General features: G+C 62.1%; 16 protein-coding genes. 7 read left to right on the top strand and 9 right to left on the bottom strand.

Features of this window, described 5'->3' with window-relative positions; genetic code table 11:
* Positions 1-169 precede the first annotated feature (169 nt).
* From DESU86_RS10305 to DESU86_RS10270, 8 genes are all read right to left on the bottom strand, one after another.
* Positions 170-3,454, bottom strand: a complete 3,285-nt coding sequence (locus DESU86_RS10305) for an efflux RND transporter permease subunit (RefSeq protein ID WP_269474314.1) — start codon at positions 3,452-3,454, stop codon at positions 170-172.
* On the bottom strand, positions 3,451-6,606 hold the full coding sequence (locus DESU86_RS10300; protein WP_232088331.1) for an MdtB/MuxB family multidrug efflux RND transporter permease subunit: 3,156 nt from the start codon (positions 6,604-6,606) through the stop codon (positions 3,451-3,453). Before DESU86_RS10300 ends, DESU86_RS10305 begins: the two co-directional genes overlap by 4 nt.
* A gap of 39 nt (positions 6,607-6,645) precedes the next feature.
* On the bottom strand, positions 6,646-8,034 hold the full coding sequence (locus DESU86_RS10295) for an MdtA/MuxA family multidrug efflux RND transporter periplasmic adaptor subunit (protein ID WP_179980959.1): 1,389 nt from the start codon (positions 8,032-8,034) through the stop codon (positions 6,646-6,648).
* Positions 8,034-9,863 (bottom strand): histidine kinase dimerization/phospho-acceptor domain-containing protein, encoded by a 1,830-nt coding sequence (locus tag DESU86_RS10290; RefSeq protein ID WP_232088330.1) that lies wholly within the window; start codon positions 9,861-9,863, stop codon positions 8,034-8,036. Before DESU86_RS10290 ends, DESU86_RS10295 begins: the two co-directional genes overlap by 1 nt.
* Positions 9,863-10,714: a response regulator transcription factor gene (locus DESU86_RS10285; RefSeq protein ID WP_179980958.1), complete on the bottom strand. Its 852-nt coding sequence runs from the start codon at positions 10,712-10,714 to the stop codon at positions 9,863-9,865. The genes DESU86_RS10290 and DESU86_RS10285 overlap by 1 nt, the downstream gene beginning before the upstream one ends.
* A 3-nt stretch (positions 10,715-10,717) precedes the next feature.
* Positions 10,718-11,122, bottom strand: coding sequence for a NirD/YgiW/YdeI family stress tolerance protein (locus DESU86_RS10280; RefSeq protein WP_179980957.1), 405 nt, complete (start codon positions 11,120-11,122; stop codon positions 10,718-10,720).
* 53 nt (positions 11,123-11,175) lie between these two features.
* Positions 11,176-11,541 (bottom strand): YgiW/YdeI family stress tolerance OB fold protein, encoded by a 366-nt coding sequence (locus DESU86_RS10275; protein WP_179980956.1) that lies wholly within the window; start codon positions 11,539-11,541, stop codon positions 11,176-11,178.
* A 587-nt stretch (positions 11,542-12,128) separates the two neighbouring features.
* Positions 12,129-12,560: a NirD/YgiW/YdeI family stress tolerance protein gene (locus tag DESU86_RS10270; RefSeq protein ID WP_179980955.1), complete on the bottom strand. Its 432-nt coding sequence runs from the start codon at positions 12,558-12,560 to the stop codon at positions 12,129-12,131.
* 334 nt (positions 12,561-12,894) lie between these two features.
* Here DESU86_RS10270 and DESU86_RS10265 point away from each other — a divergent pair, with 334 nt between their 5' ends.
* Positions 12,895-13,152 carry a hypothetical protein gene (locus tag DESU86_RS10265; RefSeq protein WP_179980954.1) on the top strand — a complete coding sequence of 86 codons (258 nt, stop codon included), beginning with the start codon at positions 12,895-12,897 and terminating at the stop codon, positions 13,150-13,152.
* Positions 13,153-13,546: 394 nt separating this feature from the next.
* On the opposite strand, the gene DESU86_RS10260 is transcribed toward DESU86_RS10265, so the two are convergent.
* Positions 13,547-14,194: an XRE family transcriptional regulator gene (locus DESU86_RS10260; RefSeq protein ID WP_442873485.1), complete on the bottom strand. Its 648-nt coding sequence runs from the start codon at positions 14,192-14,194 to the stop codon at positions 13,547-13,549.
* 334 nt (positions 14,195-14,528) lie between these two features.
* On the opposite strand from DESU86_RS10260, the gene DESU86_RS10255 reads away from it, so the two are divergent.
* The 6 genes from DESU86_RS10255 to DESU86_RS10230 all read left to right on the top strand — a co-directional run bounded on the left by DESU86_RS10255 (position 14,529) and on the right by DESU86_RS10230 (position 17,546).
* The gene (locus DESU86_RS10255) at positions 14,529-14,909 is read left to right on the top strand and encodes a hypothetical protein (RefSeq protein ID WP_179980952.1); all 381 of its coding nucleotides are present in this window, start codon (positions 14,529-14,531) and stop codon (positions 14,907-14,909) included.
* Positions 14,896-15,546, top strand: a complete 651-nt coding sequence (locus DESU86_RS10250) for a Mor transcription activator family protein (protein WP_179980951.1) — start codon at positions 14,896-14,898, stop codon at positions 15,544-15,546. Before DESU86_RS10255 ends, DESU86_RS10250 begins: the two co-directional genes overlap by 14 nt.
* 240 nt (positions 15,547-15,786) lie before the next feature.
* A complete protein-coding gene (locus tag DESU86_RS10245) occupies positions 15,787-16,470 on the top strand; it encodes a glycoside hydrolase family 108 protein (RefSeq protein ID WP_179980950.1) in 684 nt (227 codons plus the stop codon).
* Positions 16,470-16,781 carry a hypothetical protein gene (locus DESU86_RS10240; RefSeq protein ID WP_179980949.1) on the top strand — a complete coding sequence of 104 codons (312 nt, stop codon included), beginning with the start codon at positions 16,470-16,472 and terminating at the stop codon, positions 16,779-16,781. The genes DESU86_RS10245 and DESU86_RS10240 overlap by 1 nt, the downstream gene beginning before the upstream one ends.
* Before the next feature lie 61 nt (positions 16,782-16,842).
* Positions 16,843-17,262, top strand: coding sequence for a hypothetical protein (locus DESU86_RS10235; RefSeq protein WP_179980948.1), 420 nt, complete (start codon positions 16,843-16,845; stop codon positions 17,260-17,262).
* On the top strand, positions 17,262-17,546 hold the full coding sequence (locus tag DESU86_RS10230) for a hypothetical protein (protein WP_179980947.1): 285 nt from the start codon (positions 17,262-17,264) through the stop codon (positions 17,544-17,546). The genes DESU86_RS10235 and DESU86_RS10230 overlap by 1 nt, the downstream gene beginning before the upstream one ends.
* Positions 17,547-17,619 lie beyond the last annotated feature (73 nt).

Raw genomic sequence — 17,619 nt, 5'->3', positions numbered from 1 at the left:
ACTTTTTCAAAGTTAAAATACTCTGACCCACAATAAGAGTTTTAGGGGGAGGGGGTGTGGGGGAGGCGACCCTTTTGCAAAAGGGTCCCTCCCCCACAAAACATTTCAAAGGAAACGCTGATTTATACCGTTTGGCGGCGTTGCTTCACTCTCTGCGTCCTGCCTGCGCCTACGCTTTCTTGCTTAAAACCTGCAATCTGGTCGCCACGGCCTCGCCGTAGCGTACGCGCCACCACCAGCGGCGCGTGCGCAAGCGGGCGCGGTCAAGGCACAGGTACACCACGGGCGTGGTATAGAGCGTCAGAATCTGGCTCACCAGAAGACCGCCCACAATGGTCACGCCGAGGGGCTGGCGAATCTCGGCCCCGTCGCCCTGGCCCAATACCAGAGGCACCGCGCCAAGGATAGCGGCTGCCGTGGTCATCATGATGGGCCGAAACCGTAGCTGACATGCCTCATAAATGGCTTTATCCGGGGGCAGATTACGGCTGCGCGAAGCCTCAAGGGCAAAGTCGATCATCATGATGGCGTTCTTTTTGACGATGCCGCACAGCAGCAGCACGCCGATAAGGGCGATGACGCTGAACTCCATCTTGAAGAGCATGAGCGCCAGCAAGGCCCCGCCCCCGGCTGAAGGCAGCGTGGACAGAATGGTCAAAGGATGGATGAGGCTTTCGTACAGCATGCCCAGAACAATATACAGCGCGGCCAGGGCCGCCAGTATAAGGATGACCTGATTGCCCGCAGTATCGGTGAACATCTTGGCGGTGCCCTGAAAGCTGCCCACAATGGTGGAGGGCATGCCAATCTTGACCCGCGCTTCATCAATGGCCGTCTGCGCCTGTGAAAGCGCCGAACCCGGCGCAAGGTTGAAGGAAAGGGTCACGGCGGCGAACTGTCCCTGATGCGAGACGGAGAGCGGCGCAAAGGACGGAACCACATGGGCGACGCTCAGCAGGGGAACCAGCCCCTCTTTGCCCGGCAGATAGACCTTTTCAAGGGCATCTTCGCTTTGCAGCCAGTCCGGCCCGTATTCCAGCACCACGCGGTACTGGTTCTTGTCGCGATAAATGGTGGAGACCTGGCTTTGCCCAAAGGCCGTGCCCAGGGCCGAGTCCACGTCCTTCATGGTCAGCCCGTGCCGCGCCAGGGCGTCGCGGTTGACCGTGACCGTCGTTTGCAGGCCACGCTCTTCAATATCGCTGTCCACATCCTTGAATATGGGCAATGACGCAAGCTCCCGCTGCATGCGTCGGCCCCAGGTGCGCAGATCGTCCAGATTATCGGCCTGAAGGGTGTACTGGTACTGCGAACGCGAGCCGCGCCCGCCCATCATGATGTCCTGCGCTGGTTGCAGAAATATCTGCAAGCCGGGTTCGCCGGAAAGCTTGCCGCGCAGCCTGCCTATGACGGCCTGCGCGCTCACCTTGCGTTCGGACAGGGGCTTGAGGGCGATAAAGACGCCGCCGCCACGCCCACCGGAAATATGGGCAGAAACCTGCTGCACCGCCGGGTCTGCGCGTATGACTTCCACAAGTTTGGCCAGCTTGACCTGCATGGCCTGAAAGGACGCGCTCTGGTCAGCGCGGATGCCGCCCATGATGACGCCCGTGTCCTGCTCGGGAAAAAAGCCCTTGGGCACGGTGATATACATCCACACATTGGCCGCCACCACAAGCAGCAGCACAAACATGGTCAGGCGCGTATGTCGCAGCACCACAGGCAGGCTTTTGGCGTAGCCCGACTGCATGCCCGAAAGCACCCGGCCCCACGCGTCACCCAGCCTTGCGAAAAATCTGCGTACAAGGCCGCAAAGGCCGCCAGCGCTCAACCGCTGCGCCTGGGCAGCGGCCCTGGCGTCGTGCGCGCTCTGGTTCATGGGCCGCAAAAGCATGGCGCACATCATGGGCGTGGTGGTGAGTGAAACCACCATTGAAACAAGCACCGCCGTGGTCAGCACCACGGAAAATTCGCGGAACAGCCGCCCCACCACGCCACCCATGAAAAGAATGGGCGCGAACACCGCCACCAGGGAAAGTGAAATGGACACAACGGTAAAGCCCACTTCCCTCGCACCGCGCAGGGCGGCCCGCAGGGGGCTTTCGCCCAGTTCCAGACGGCGGACGATGTTTTCAAGCACCACAATGGCGTCGTCCACCACAAAACCCGTGGAGACGGTGAGCGCCATGAGCGAGAGGTTGTCCAGGCTGTAGCCGCAGAGGTACATGACCCCAAAGGTGGCAATGAGCGACACAGGCGCGGCCACCGCCGGAATGCTTGTGGCGCGACCGTTGCGCAGAAAAAGAAACGTCACCAGCACCACAAGGGCCATGGCCAGCACCAGGCTTTTTTCCACTTCATGCAGCGAGGCGCGGATAGTCAGCGAGCGATCCATGCGCAGATCAAGATCAGCGCTTTCCGGCAGCCAGGAGCGCAACTGGGGCAGCATTTCTTTCACCCTGTCCACAGTCTCGATGATATTGGCTCCGGGCGAACGAAAAACAATGAGCAGCACGGCGGGCTTGCCGTTGGACACAGCCATGGCGCGCACATCCTGCGCGCTGTCCACCACCTCGGCCACGTCAGCGAGGCGTATGACCCTGCCGTTGCTGCGGCCCACGATAAGGGGCTTGTAGTCTTCCGCCTTGTCCAACTGGTCGTTGGCGCTCACCAGCCAGTAGTTGGTCTCGTTTTCAATTTGTCCCTTGGGCAGATAGGCATTGGCTGCGGCAAGGGCCTTGCGCACATCCGCCATGCTCAGGCCCAACCTGTTGAGGGCGTCGGGTATGACCTCCACGCGTACCGCAGGCAGCGCCCCGCCGCCCACAATGACTTCCCCCACGCCTGCAAGCTGGGATATTTTTTGCGCCAGCACCGAGGAGGCCGCATCGTACAGTTGCGAGCGGGTCAGCACGTCCGAGGTGATGGACAATATCATGATGGGCGCGCCAGCCGGGTTCACCTTGCGGTAAGAGGGATTGGACGGCATGGTCGGCAGAGTGGAACGCGCCGCATTGATGGCCGACTGCACGTCGCGGGCCGCGCCGTCGATATTGCGGTTGAGGTCAAACTGCAAAATGACCTGGGTGGCGCCAAGACTGCTGCTTGAGGTCATTTCCGTAACGCCGGCTATGCGCCCCAAAGCACGTTCCAGCGGCGTGGCCACCGTGGCGGCCATGGTTTCCGCCCCTGCGCCGGGCAAGTTCGCCCGCACCATAACCACGGGAAAATCCGTGTCCGGCAGCGGGGCCACGGGCAAAAGCCCAAAGGCCACAATGCCCGCCAGGGTTATGGCTATGGTCAGAAGAGCCGTCGCCACGGGCCGCCGGATAAAGGGCGCGGAAATATTCAGGGGCAGCACCAGTGGGCCGAGGCGATGGCCGGGCTCCGCTTTTCTGCGCACACGGGGGGTATCCGGCTTGCCGCCTGTTCCGGCTTCCGGGGGGCGGTTCATGACCTGTCCTCCTGGGGCCGCGCAGGCGCGTTCATGCCCCCGGCTTCACTTGCGGATGCCGCAGCCGGGTCAGCTTCGCCCCTGCCGCGCACGCGGCGGCTCAGGCGGTCGAACCACAGATAGATGACAGGCGTGGTAAAAAGCGTCAGCATCTGGCTGACAATAAGGCCGCCCACCATGGTCACGCCCAGGGGACGCCGCAGTTCGGCGCCCATGCCCCAGCCCACCATGAGGGGCAGCGCGCCCAAAAGGGCCGCCATGGTCGTCATGAGGATGGGGCGCAGGCGCAGCAGGCAGGCCTGCCGTATGGCGGCTATCGGCGCTTTGCCCTCATTGCGTTCGGCGTCGAGGGCGAAGTCTATCATCATGATGGCGTTCTTTTTGACAATGCCTATGAGCAGAATGATGCCGATAATGCCCACCACGCCAAGTTCCATACCCCCCACCATGAGGGCCAGCAAAGCCCCTACCCCGGCGGAAGGCAGTGTGGAAAGAATGGTCACGGGGTGGATGTAACTTTCGTACAGTACGCCCAGCACAATATACATGGTCACGATGGCCGCCAGAATAAGCCACACCTGATTGTCGGTGGACGACACAAAGGCCTGACTGGCCCCCTGAAAGCGTATGCGCAACGAATCCGGCAGTTGCAGGCTCTTAAAGGTGGCGTTGACAGCCTTTACAGCCGCGCCCAGTGAAGAGTTCTGGGCCACGTTGAAGGATATGGTCGCCACGGGAAACTGCCCCTGACGCGCGATGGAAAGCTGGGTGGGGAGTTCCTCCACAGTGGCGATGCTGGTGAGGGGCACGGGCTTGCCGTCGCCGCCCTTGACGTAGATATTTTCAATGTCCTGCGGCCCCTGACGGAAGCGCGGGGCCACCTCAAGCACGACCTTGTACTGGTTGGTCTGGGTAAAGATGGTGGAAACGAGGCGCTGGCCCAGGGCGTCGTACAGGGCGTTGTCGATATCAGACATGCTGATGCCGAGCCTTCCGGCCGCGTCACGGTTGATATTGAGCCAGGCCATGCGGCCTGGGCTCTGGTAGTCGCTGGTCACAAGTTCAAGCTGGGGCTGCTGACGCAGGGCGTCCACCATGCGGCGCACCCAGGAGTCAAGCTGCGCCTTGTCCAGAGCTTCCACCGTGAGCTGGTACTGGCTGCGGGACACGCGGTCCTCAATGGTCAAATCCTGCACGGGTTGCAGATACAGCGTCATGCCGGGCAAGGCGGCGGCCTTTTGCATGATGCGCCGGGCTATGGCGGGCGCGCGGGCGTCACGGTCGTCCAGCGGGCGCAGTTCTATGCTCAGGCGCGACGTGGCCATGGTCTGGTTGATGCCGTCCACCCCCACAAAAAACACCACGCTTTCCACAGCCGGGTCTTCAAGAATGACCTGGGCAAGCTCACGCTGTCGTGTGGCCATGGCCTTGAAGGACGTGTCCTGCGGGGCTTCGGCCACACCCTGTATGACGCCTGTGTCCTGCACGGGAAAAAATCCCTTGGGCACCAACATGTACAGCAGCACGGTCAGCACCAGAGTGCCCACGGCCACGGTCAGGGTGAACTTTTGATGGGCCAGCACCCAGTCCAGCCTGCCCTCGTACCACTGGAGCAGGCGCGTGAAAAAACGGCCTTCGCTTTTCTGGCTCACGTGACGCTCGGGCCGCAGCATGACGGCGCAGAGCATGGGCGTGAGCGTCAGTGATATGGCTGCGGAAATAAGAATGGTCACGGCCAGCGTGACGGCGAATTCGCGAAACAGCCTGCCCACCACGTCGCCCATGAAGAGCAGGGGAATAAGCACGGCCACCAGCGAAATGGTCAGGGATATGATGGTAAAGCCTATCTGCCCCGCGCCCGTGAGCGCGGCCTCCCGGGCGCGCATGCCCTGCTCCAGATAGCGGGAAATGTTTTCAATGACCACAATGGCGTCGTCCACCACAAAGCCTGTGGCGATGACAAGGGCCATGAGCGTGAGGTTGTTGAGCGAATAGCCCGCAAGGTGCATGACGCCCAGCGACCCCACCAGAGAGAGGGGCACGGCCAGCGCGGGGATGATGGTGGCCTGCGCGTTGCGCAAAAAAAGCCAGATGACCCAGATAACCAGGGCCACGGACAGCAACAGTTCAAGCTGCACGTCGTGCACCGTGGCGCGGATGGTGGTGGTGCGGTCCGTTACAACGCGCACTTCCACATTGCCCGGCAGGGTCTGCTGCAATACGGGCAAAAGCTTCGTCACGCTGTTGGCCACGCCGATGACGTTGGCCCCCGGCTGCCGCTGCACCGAAAGCACGATGGCCGGACGAAAGCTCATGGCGTCACCGGCGACGTAGGCCGCCAGACGCGCGTTCTCGGCCCCTTCCACCACATCGGCCACATCCTTGAGGCGCAGAGGAGCGCCGTCCTTGTAACCTATGATGGCATTGGCATATTCCTCCGCCGAGGCGAGCTGGTCGTTGGCGTCGATGGTGCTGGCGCGCTCCTGCCCGTCAAAGCTGCCCTTGGCGTCATTGACGTTGGTTTTGGCTATGGCCGTGCGCACGTCAGCGAGCGTAAGGCCAGCGTTGGCCAGCGCCCTGGGGTTCATCTGCACGCGCACGGCGGGGCGCTGCCCGCCCGAAAGCGTTACCAGCCCCACGCCCGGCAACTGCGAAATCTTCTGGGCCATGCGCGTATCCACCAGATCTTCCAGCCGGGTCAGGGGCATGGCGTCGCTGGTGACGGCGAGGGTGATGACGGGCGGGTCCGCCGGGTTGACCTTGTTGTATATGGGCGGCGTGGGCAGGTCGGAAGGCAGCAGGTTGCCCGCCGCGTTGATGGCGGCCTGCACCTCCTGCTCCGCCACGTCCAGAGCCATTGAAAGGTCGAATTGCAGGGTCACGACCGAAGCCCCGGCGGACGAGAGCGAACTCATCTGCACAAGGCCCGGCATGGTGCCGAACTGGCGCTCCAGCGGGGCCGTCACCACAGAGGCTATGACGTCGGGCGAAGCGCCGGGGTACAGCGTCTGCACCTGGATGGTGGGATAGTCTATCTGCGGCAGCGCCGCCACCGGCAGGTAACGGTAGCCCAGAAGACCAGACAGCAGCAGGGCCACCATGAGCAGGGATGTGGCTATGGGCCGGAGAATGAAAATACGCGAAAGATTCATGGCGGCATTGTCCTGTTCGGCAAAAGCGGAGCGCCGCGTTTACGGGGCCTGCCTGGATTTGGGCGCGGCCGCGCTGCCGGTGGGCGCGCTCCCCTGCGTCTGCGAGGCTTTTGGGGAAGTGTTTTCTGCAGCGCCTTGGCCTGCGTCCTGGCCGGCGTTTTGGCCAGCATTTTGGGCTGCGCCGGGGTCTGCGGCGACGGTTCCGTCCACGGACTCCGCCCTGGGCGTTTCCACTGTGGCCGCCACGCGCACGGCAGTGCCGTCCCGCAGGCGGTCCAGACCGTCCACCACCACCCTCTCGCCAGGTTCCAACCCCTTGTCGATGACCGTCAGGCCGCCGGAACTGACGCCGGGCGTCACCAGACATATCTGCGCTTCATCCTGCCCCTTTTCACCCGGCCCCTTTTCATTCTGGCGAACCACATACACGTAGGCCCCGCGCGTGCCCAACTGCACTGCGGAGGCGGGTACGGTGACGGCTCCCGGCAGGATGCGCACAAGCAGACGCGCGTTGACGAACTGGTTGGGGTAGAGAGCGCCGTCCTTGTTGGCAAAGCTGGCCTTGAGGCGCACCGTGCCGGTGGCGCTGTCTATCTGGTTGTCCAGCGAAAGAAGCTGCCCCACGGCCAGAAGGCGCTTCTGCTCCCTGTCCCAGGCCTGAACAAGCAGCGGCGGGGAGCCGGGCAGGCTCTCGCTGTGGCGCAGGGCCTGCACCACCAGAGGCACCTGGCTTTCCGGCAGGGTGAAAATGACGTCACAGGGGCTGATTTCAGTGATGCGCACAAGACCGTTGGCGTCCGAAGCCTTGATCATGTTGCCTTCATCCACATTGCGCAGGCCGAGCCGCCCGCTGATGGGGGCGGTAACGCGACTGTATTCCAGTTGCAGGCGGGCGGAATCCACGGCGGCCTGATCAGCCCGCACAACGCCCTCAAATTGCCGCACCAGAGCGCGCTGCGTTTCATACTGCTGCGCCGCTATGTAGTTGCCCTGGGCAAGTTTGGCGTAGCGGGCAAGGTCGTTGCGGGCGTTTTCAAGCTGGGCCCTGTCTTTGGCAAGATTGCCCAGGGCCTGATCCAGGCTGGCCTGGAAGGGGCGCGGGTCTATCTCCGCCAGCAGGTCACCGGCTTTCACGCGCTGGCCCTCGGCAAAGTGCAGATGCTGCAACTGGCCGTCAACCCGGCTGGTCACAAGCACGTCGCCAGACGGCAGCACCGTGCCAAGACCGTTAAGAAAATGCGGCACGTTCTGGGCCAGGGACGTGGCCACGCGCACTGGCGGAGCGTCCATGTTCATGCCGGGGCGGCCGCCTCCCCTGCCCAGCAGCTTCCAGCCCGCCACCACAGCCAGCAGAACCAGAACCACCGCCACCAGCTTGCGTCGGCCCGAAAATATACCGCGAACAGGTCTGATCTGAGAACCTGACATTACACGTCTTCTCCTTGGGCTGCCGGAGGAAAAATAAGGCGAAACACCGTTATCTCTTCCGCTCCGATATAGGCGGAGGGCAGCAGTTCAAGCAACCAGCCGAGGCGCTCACAGGCGCGCTGGGCCAAAGAAAGTCCCAGCCCATACCCTGCGCCGTCCCCGTAGGCGTTGTGGTCAGTGGTGGTGCGTCGGCGCACGCCGCGCGCAAAAATATCGACATCGCACGGTGTTCGGCCTTTGTTGCCCACCAGCATCCTGCCGGATTCAAGGAGCACAAAGGCGCGGCCATTTTCGGTGTACTTGCAGGCATTGTCCAGCAAATTCTTGAAAATGATTATCGCAAGTTCCCTTTGGGCGCGCGCTGGCGCGTGCGCGGGCATGGCCGTGGACAGGGCCACTGCGGGGGGCGCGAAGGAACGCGGGCGGGCGGAGGCTCCTGCCGAGGCTCGTGCGGACGGGCCTGTGGACGCCGCGCGGGGCGGCCCGGCAAAAACGTTATGGGACAGTACAGGCCCGGACGAATCGCCGCCCTGCGCTTCAGGCTCGGACGAATCGCCTCCCTGCGGTTCAGGCTCGGACGAATCGCCGTCTCGCGGCTCAGGCGCAGACAAATCACCGTGCGGCTCAGGCGCAGACGAATCGCCGCTTCGCTGCTCAGGCGAAGGCTCGCTGCGCAGCATCAGCTCCACCAAGTGGGGCAAACAGCTTGCTGCAGAAGCATTGCCGGATTCGCCAGCCACTTCTTTCGCGTGCGCCAGCCCTTCGCGCTCCATCTCGCCTATGACTTCCCGCAACAAGGCGGCGCAGTCCAGAACCTGAAACTGTATTTCTTCAGGGCGGCGGGCCAGCAGCAGAAGCGTGCGCACCGTATCGCTCATGCGGCCCGTGGTGCGCAAAAGCCTGCTGACCACAGGGGCCAGATCTTCACCCTGCTGCAGGCGTTCCAGGCGCAGTTCCAGCACCTCAAGCCCGCCCTGCATGACCGTGAGCGGCGTGCGCAGTTCGTGGCTCACATCGCCCGTAAAATGGCTTTCACGCTGCACAAAACGCCAAAGCGCCTCCTCGCGGGCGGCAATGGCGCGGGCCAGCACGCCGACTTCGTCATCCATGTCCGTCATGGGGATGTCGGCGGGCGTGACGAGCACGGTCATGGCCCGATCGGCCTGCGGATCGGCCCGCATTGCGGAGTTCGGGTCGCGCGCGGCCTCAGAGCCAGCGGCCATGCGGTTCATTCCCGCAGCGGGACGCCCCTCCACCGCCAGAGTAAGCCGCCGCAGGGGATCGGTAAGACGGCGGCTCAAAACCACGGCCAGAAGCACCGCCACGGCCAGCCCGGCCAGCGCGCAGAGCAGCAGGATGCCGTTGAGGCGATCCTTGAGCGCCTGAAAGCCGCCAGTGCCGCCACGGAGCATATACTCCACGCCGTCACGGCGCTCTATGAGAACAAACTCGGCATCGTTCTCCACAAAGTGCAGGCCGTCGGGCAGGTCGCGCCACTGCGGCGATACCTGCTTGCCCACCAGAAACGTCCAGTGCATGGCCGTCGCCAGATCTTCGCCATAATACAACTGGTCGCGCCCGCTGTCTTCAGCCTCCCAGGCGCGCTTTTCGGCCTCAATGAGGGTTTCCATCACCGGACGGGCATGCCAGCCCACCAGATAGGTGCCCAGATAATCAAAGGAAAGGTGCCCCACAATGCTCAGGGCCGTTCCCATGCCCAAGGCCAGAAAAACAAAAGCCACCAGGATACGGCGCGCAAAAACGGTGCCGCTCCGGGCTGGCGGCCTGACGTGTGAAGAGGTAGGCGGCGGCGTAAAAGCGGGAGCCATCAGGCCACATCCTTGTCAGTACAGGCGCTGGCCGGGTTGGCCGGGCTGGCCGGGCGAGACGGGCTGGCCGGGCCTGATGAAGCCTCATTTACCGCAGAGTTGGGCGCAACATCGGGCGCAACATCGGGCGCAACGTCGGGCGCGCCGCCCTCGGCGGGGTCGGGACTCAAGCGGTAGCCCACGTGCGGCACCGTGTGCAGCAGGGGCAGGCCAAAAGGCTTGTCCAGCTCGCGCCGCAACTCATGAATATGGGTGCGCAGCGCGCTGCCTTCCGGCGGTTCGTCGCCCCACAGCACCTGTTCCAGATGCTGACGGCGCACAAGCCCCGGCGCCACGCGCAGCAGTTCCTTCAAAATACGGAATCCCGTAGGACTCAGACGCAGCCGCCGCCCCTGACGCGCGGCCCAATGCTCTTCATCGTTCAGCGTGAGGTCGGCGCAGGTCCACAGTCCGCCCTTGTCCCTTCCCGTGGCGCTCTGCATGCGGCCCCGCCGCAGCAAGGCCCGGATGCGCGCCTCCAGTTCCCTGAAGGCAAAAGGCTTGACCAGATAGTCGTCAGCCCCGGCCTCAAGCCCCGTCACCCTGTCGGCCACGGCATCCCGCGCCGTGAGCATGATGACGGGCGTGGCGCATTTGTGCTCCTGCCGCAGACAACGGCACAGGCTCACGCCGTCCAGCCCAGGCAGCATGACGTCCAGCACGATGCAGTCAAAATCGTGCTCAAGGGCCATCTGAAGTCCGGCCTTGCCGTTGCGGGCACAATCCAGAACATAGCCCATGGGCTCAAAAAAAGCGTAAAGATTGGCGAGGATGTCCTCGTTATCTTCCACAAGCAGGAGAGAGCGCGACATGGATCACCGCCCCGGCGAGTCGTGCGCGTCCACGGTGCCGGTGATTGCCAGGGCTTCCACCTGAACCTCATTGGTGCGCTTGCGGTTCCAGTCTATATGACCGAGCAGGCGCACCTTGTCGCGCGGCGTCACCGTAAGATGCCCGAACACGTCATTCTTGATTTCCACAGTAACCTTGCCGCTGTGATCCTCAAAAAGGTAGCGGTTTTTGCGGCGGGGCAGCTTTTCAACAATATGCCCTTCCAGCACGCAGGGCGCATCGTCCTGCGCGCCCAGCACATCAGCGGCGCGGGTAACGGTGGCCGCCACGCCGGGGCCTTCAAAGCCCGCAGCACACACGGTTCCGCCAGAAAAGGCCTCCCCGGCGAAACCTATGGCCAGGGCCAGCAGCACTGCCAACACTCGCATACGCAGTCTCCATAGAGCGCGCGGCCAGATGCACACACGGCCGCGCAGCACAATCAGTTCAGAATTTTCAGAACCTTGACGTCAACCTTGGCAGGTTCCAGCAGGTCCTTGTCCACTTTTCCGGAGAGCTTCACGGTATTTTCAGGGGTGACGGTGCGGCCGCCAAAGACAGTATGATCTATATCCACGGTTATTTCACCCGTGGCGTCCCTGAAGATGTAGTTGTCATCACTGCCTGCCTTGCGGCCGATAATGGCGCCGGTAAGCAGCACCGGGGCCTCGTCCGCGCCTTCCAGCGCCTGTTTGACGGAGGTGATTTCAACGCCCACAGTGGGACCCTTGAAGCCGCCAGAGCCCTGAAAGGCCGCGTGGGCCGGTACGGACAGAAGGAGCAACATCAATAACAGTGCTATACGCATGGCAGTAATCCTATATGTTGTGCTTCCGCTTTTCGGCTCGCTGTTCTGAAGTCCTTCATGCGGTAGCTGTTATCCTTGATTTTGGGAGCTGTGAAGGTGCGCGGCCTGGCTGGCTTATCCGGGCCTGTCCAGCCCGTTCGGGCTTATCCGGGCCTGTCCGGGTTTGTCCGGGTTTGTCCGGCAGTGCCGAGCACGGAGCCATTGGCAAACCGATTGCAGGGCCGCTTGCGAGGCCAGGCCGCAGGTCAGGCCGCAGGGGCGTCGCAGCAGAACCCAGGGCCGCCTCGCGGGCGGTACCGCTGGCGCTTGCCCCTTGGGCCGTGTGCCTGGCCTGTACATGGCCTGTATATGGCCCTTGTAACCGGATCGTGGCCCGCATGCCTGCTTGCGGCAAATGGCCAGCATCATTTTTCAGCGTGGATTTTTTTACGGTTTAGCGCAAGACAATTGCGCGGCTTTTCATGTGGGACAGCTCAAAAGCCATCAAAAACAGACCACGCGATGCCAAGCCGAAATTTGCAGGCCCTGCGGCATAAAGCGGACCGCAGGGCATGAGGCTTCCCGTCCGCCACGGGACAGAAAAAAATTTACTTGATAATGGTGACGGCCCTGACGCCCATGACAGGGGCCTTGCCAGCGGCAGCCCTGATTCTGCCCTTGAGGCTGACCTTCATGTCGGGGGTCAGATTCATACCCTTGAGGGCCTTGGGGCCGATGGCCACCGTCATGCGACCGGTGCCGTCGTCCACAATATAGTGGTTCTTTTTGCCCGCAACCTTCTCCACAATGTTGCCCACGATGGTGGCCGGGCTTTTATTGGGAGCCGTCAAGGCCTTGGCAATGGTATCCACTTCCTGCAGCTTTGCCACGGACTGCTTTTGTCCGTGCGGGGCCTTGCGGGGCGTCGGGGCCGCAACGCCCTGGGAGTCGCCCACAGAGGCGGTGTTTCCAGCGGCATTGGCCGCCTGAACAGGCAGGGCAATGGCGGCAGCCACAATCAGAACGAGAAGATAACGCATAAGTCCTCCAGAAATTTTGTTTATCATGCTGCAGGGGCGCATGATGCGCCACGCGGATACAACCTGCGCCACGGGGCGTCAGCAAAGCGTTAGGGAAACGCTGATTTATTTCGTTTGGCGGACTTGCTTCACTTTTTTTGAAACAGTCAAGGACGGAAGAGTCCACTCCTGCTTCAAAAAAAGATCGCGCCTTGCCAAACGAAATACCTGCGCGTTTCCAGGAGGCTTTGTAATCAGTACTTCCTTGGGAAGACGTGCGCCCGTCAAGGGCTTTCGGCGAACTGCCGTCACGTACTTCTTGTGGACACGTTCCAAAGCTGCTATGCTGCCGGGCATGAAAGAGCTTGACCCACACACGATTCGCCCTTGTCTGGTTTGCGGCGGCACTAATGTTTTTCTGGAATCCATGTTGCCGCCAGGACGGCGGCAGGAAGTCTGGCGGGTGGTTTGCTCATGTGGACAGACCTCACAGCAATGGTCCGTCTCGCAGGGGGCAGCCATCCGGGCGTGGAACCGCAACCTGGCCAGCGCCAATGAAGTGGACGCCACCCCCGCGCCAGTGGCGAACCCGCGCCCGCCCCTCAAGCCCTAGAGCAGATTACCTTTGTGAATACATATTCTCAAAGTTTACGGGACGCTTGCTCCGGCACGTAACCGCGCACATAACTAACGGTGCCGTCTTCGCGCAGCCTTTGCCCGCAGCTGCGCACAGGCTTCACTGCTGACACCTGCCCGCGCAGTGGCCAGGGCAATTTCGAAAGAAAAATGCTCTGGCCCAAAGGCCGGGACGGCATCAAGCCAGCGCGCCACCACTACGCAGCACACTGTACCAAGGCCGCCATGCGGCTTTTTGCGTATGGGCTTGCCATAAATGGTCAGACCGCAAAAGACATGGCCGCAAAAGACATGGCCGAAAAGATGCGGCCAAAAGGCCCGCCCGGCTGCTCCTGCCCCGTACCGTCCAGTACCGTTCCGACCAGAGCCGCTCAGTCCAGTTCCCGCCCCACCCACACGGCGCGCCCTATAACGCGCACAAGATCCGCCAACTGCTCGCCGGTGTCCGCCTCTATGGGCGCGTAGTCGGGATTGAAGCTGGTCAGAATGAGCCTGCCCGGCATGGCGTTGACCACCTTGAGGTACACCATGTCTTCCACGCCCACCGCGTAGATGCGGCCCGGCACGGGGTCACGCTGTCCCTGATCTATGAGCACAACGTCATTATGCATGATCTGCGGCTGCATGCTGTCGCCTGAAACGCGCAGAAGAACCATCTGCGAAGGGTTGCCCTTGCGGCGGAGAAAATCCCAGCGAAAGGCATAGTGCCGCAGCACTTCGCCGCCCGTTTCAAAGCTGCCCCTGCCAGCAGAAAGCCTGGCCTCCACCATGGGAACCATGACCAGCCTGGCCTCGCCTGTGCCGCCGTCGTCAACGGCCTCCTTGCCAGCCAGCAGCCAGTCAAGGGAACAGTCCAGCGCCTCGGCCAGGCGCACCGCAAACTCGCCCTTGGGCATCTGCCCCTTTTCGTATTGCTGAATGGTGGTCAGGCTTACCCCCACCTTGTTGGCCATATCCTGCTTGTGCAGGCCAAGGGCCTCGCGCCGCTGGCGCAAACGCTGCGCGAAAATTCTGGACAAACTCACTCCTGCTGCTGTTTTCATGGCGATTCCATCGGCAAAGGATACCGGTTTAAAACTTTTCTTTAAAAAGTCTTGAAAGGTTTTATTCTCCCGCCCTGACCATAATCACTTTTTCTCAAATTTACAATCTTTTCTTTTAAAACTGCGCAAAACTACAGCGAAGCGCTAGGATTTTTGCCCAGAATTCTGGTTCGTTATATCATAACATACTTGAATAACGGCATGATAAATCTTTTCTTTTAATTAAAAACTTTTCCCTTGCCCGTTAAAACAAAAAATTATAAATCTTCCCATACGCACGACACTCCATTTTCACTTCAGGGAGCATAGCATGTCAGAACTTAATAACAACATCGAAACCATAAGCGCTGTGCTGGACATTTTGCAAAACAACGCCCTCCCCTCCCAAAAGCCTGTGCTGCGCCTGTTGGGCGACCACCTGCGCCTGCTTGTCCGCTGCATGGACGATGCGGCGCTCTGCCCGTTGCGCTTGCCCTCAGGCACGCCCACGCCCGACACGTCGCGGCTGGCCGCATACCCGCCCGCCACGGAGACTTCGTGCAGGCCGGATGCTTCGTACAGGCCGGATAATCCGCTCTGGCCGGATGCTTCGTACAGCGTGGATACTTCGCTCAGCGTGGACAGTCCGCACAGGGCGGCCGCTGACGGAACCGCGCGGCGGGTTCAAGAGGCTCGTCATGTACGCCAGTAGTGCATGCGGCACGGCCCCTGCCCGCGTGCATCCCGCAGCCAGCACTGCCAACGCCGCGTCCCCGCCCCCTGGCAAAACGCAGCGGCCAACGGCCTCGGGCGGGCGTCGGGCCTGGGGACAGGCATTGCAAAAGGCGGATCAGAAAAAACGCTGGCAGCAACTGCTGGAGCATCTGCCCGAAAACATGCGGCAAATATGGCACGCTCTGGGCGGGCAGAAAAACGGGCGGCTAGACGACCTCTGGCGGCTGCTCGATACCTATGGCGGGCAGACCATCCGTGTGCCCGCCGTCCTGCCCGCCGATCGCCACCACCCCCTGTGTCGTCGTTTGGGAAAACGCTGCGCGGCCAAACTGGTGACAGCCTTTGGCGGAACCCCGCTGTATGTGCCGCGCTGTTCTTCCGTGCTCACAAAACTGCGCCAGCAGGAGATCATTGAGACCTTTTCCCGCCATACCGCGCAGGGCAAAAGCAGCACCGCTGCCGTGTCCTGCCTGGCCCGGCGGCACGGGTTGTCCGACCGTCAGGTCTGGAAAATCCTCAAAAAAGTGGCCTCCGCTCCGGCGCAGGGCTATTTGCTCCACGAGTTCAAGGAGATGGGTCCGCAAAAGGAAAATCAGGATAACCACCTGCAATAAATAGCAAAAAAGACAAACTACACAGGTAAAAATATTTATAAGCCCGCGAAATTGCGGGCTTTTTTAATTCCATTTTTGACCTGAAAGGGGGGTCTGAACAGTTCTGACCCGCGCCAATCGGTGAAATAGCGGTGCTGAACCCGTTCAGTCTTACGCTGAGCCGCCTTTTTGGCATGTTGTACCCACGCCGCCGATGCTGGAGGCGCAACGCTCACAGCCATCATGACCGGGAGACATGCCATGACCGCATTTTTTCAAAAAGCCCACGACTTCACCGCCCGATGGGAAGGCGGCCTTTCCGACCATCCCGCTGATCCCGGCGGCCTGACCAATTACGGCGTTTCGCTGCGCTGGGTTCAGGACCTTGCCCGGCAAGCCCGCGAGGACTGCCTGCGCCAGGCCCACAGTTGTGACGGCTGCTCCGACGCGCGCACCCCAAGGTGCGGCTATGCCAGCCTTGACATGGACATGGACGGCGACGTGGACGGCGACGACATCCGCGCCTGCACCAGGGCGCAGGCCGCCGCCCTGTTCAAGAAACACTTCTGGGACAAGCTCGGCTGCGGCGGCCTTCCCCTGCCCCTGGCCGTGACCCTGTATGACGGGGCCGTGAACATGGGCCCGGCGCGGGCCGTGCGCCAGATGCAGCGGGCCATGAACACCGTGGGGGAAGCTGAACTGGATCACTACGTTCCCATTGCCGAGGACGGCGTCATGGGGCCAGCCACGGGCCAACTGGCCGAGGCGCTGGAACAGGGCGGCAAACACTGGTTCGCGGCCCGTCAGGTCCTGCGCCTGCGCGACACGTTCTACCGTGACCTCGCCGCGCGGCGGCCCTCCATGCAGGTGTTTCTGGCGGGCTGGCGCAACCGGGTCAAAGCCTTGAACCAGTATCTGGCTGAACTGGAAAGGGAGGACGGCTGATGTGGATGTTGCTTGGCAAACTTCTTGGCGGCCTCACGGGCCTGGCGGACAGGATTGTGCCCGACCGCAACCGGCAGAACGAGGCCCAGAGCCGTATCAACGAGGCTGAGGTTTCTGGCGCTCCCGCCAGCCGCATGCGCCTGTGGCGCTCCTTTCTCGGCTGGGTGCTGGCCCTGCTGTTCTGCTGGGAGGTCGTGGGGCGGCTGGTCATCGTGCCGCTGTTTTTCGCCAAATGGGCCGACAAGCTGCCGCCCTCGGCCCTGGATCAGGTCATGGCCCTGCTTCTGGGCATGCTGGGGATGGGATTCTGACAAAGGGCGGCGCGGCCCATGAGGCCGCCGCACGCCCATACGCAGCACAATGGAGATCATCATGAGCATGGACATTTTTTCCTCATCCGGCGCATCCCTTCTGGTGCTTGGCGTTCAGGGGCTTTTTGCCTGGGCGCTCTGGAGCCTGCGCCGCGCCTTTGTGCGACAGGACGAGTACCTGCTGCACCTGCAGCGTGACGCCAGGCGCGAGGCCGCCGCCTGCCGCCGCATCAGCGCCCTGGAAGAAACCCTGCGCCTCACGCCGGACAATACCGATCTGGCGGGCCTGCACAACGAGCTTTCAACCCTGCGCGGCGAGATACAGGCCCTGAATGTTCGCATTTCCGGCCTGGATCGGCTTCTGGAACGGCTGGAACACAGTCTGGAACGGCAGGAGGATCGCCTGCACCTCATGCCGCCCGTCCGGCAAGGCGCTTTTTTACGCACGTCCGGCGTCGGCGCGGACGGAGAAAACCACTGATGCCCGCCGCAAGCCCTCGCGCCAGAAAAACGCGGAAAAGCTCGCGCCTGCTGGACAGTCTGGAGCAACGCCTTGATCTGCTGACGCGCACACTGGGCGAGGCTGAAATTGCCGGAAAAAGCATCGATATCGTCAAGGAAATAAAGGAACTGCACGCCATTTTGCGCTCATTGCGCGAAGTGGACGCGCCCGATGCACCTCCCAAGATCGTGGTGGTGTGGGGCGGCCCGCCCAGTTCATCGTCCGGCAAAGGCTCCTTGTCAGAAGACAATGCGGCCCCCTGACCGGCGACACTGCTGGCGTCTTCTCTGGCAGGCGACACCAGACAGGCGGCTCTCGCAGGCGACGCCAGGCTGA

Origin of the sequence: Desulfovibrio sp. 86, from assembly GCF_902702915.1 — a bacterium.
Lineage (GTDB): Bacteria > Desulfobacterota > Desulfovibrionia > Desulfovibrionales > Desulfovibrionaceae > Desulfovibrio.
This window is presented reverse-complemented; position numbering and strand designations above follow the sequence as displayed.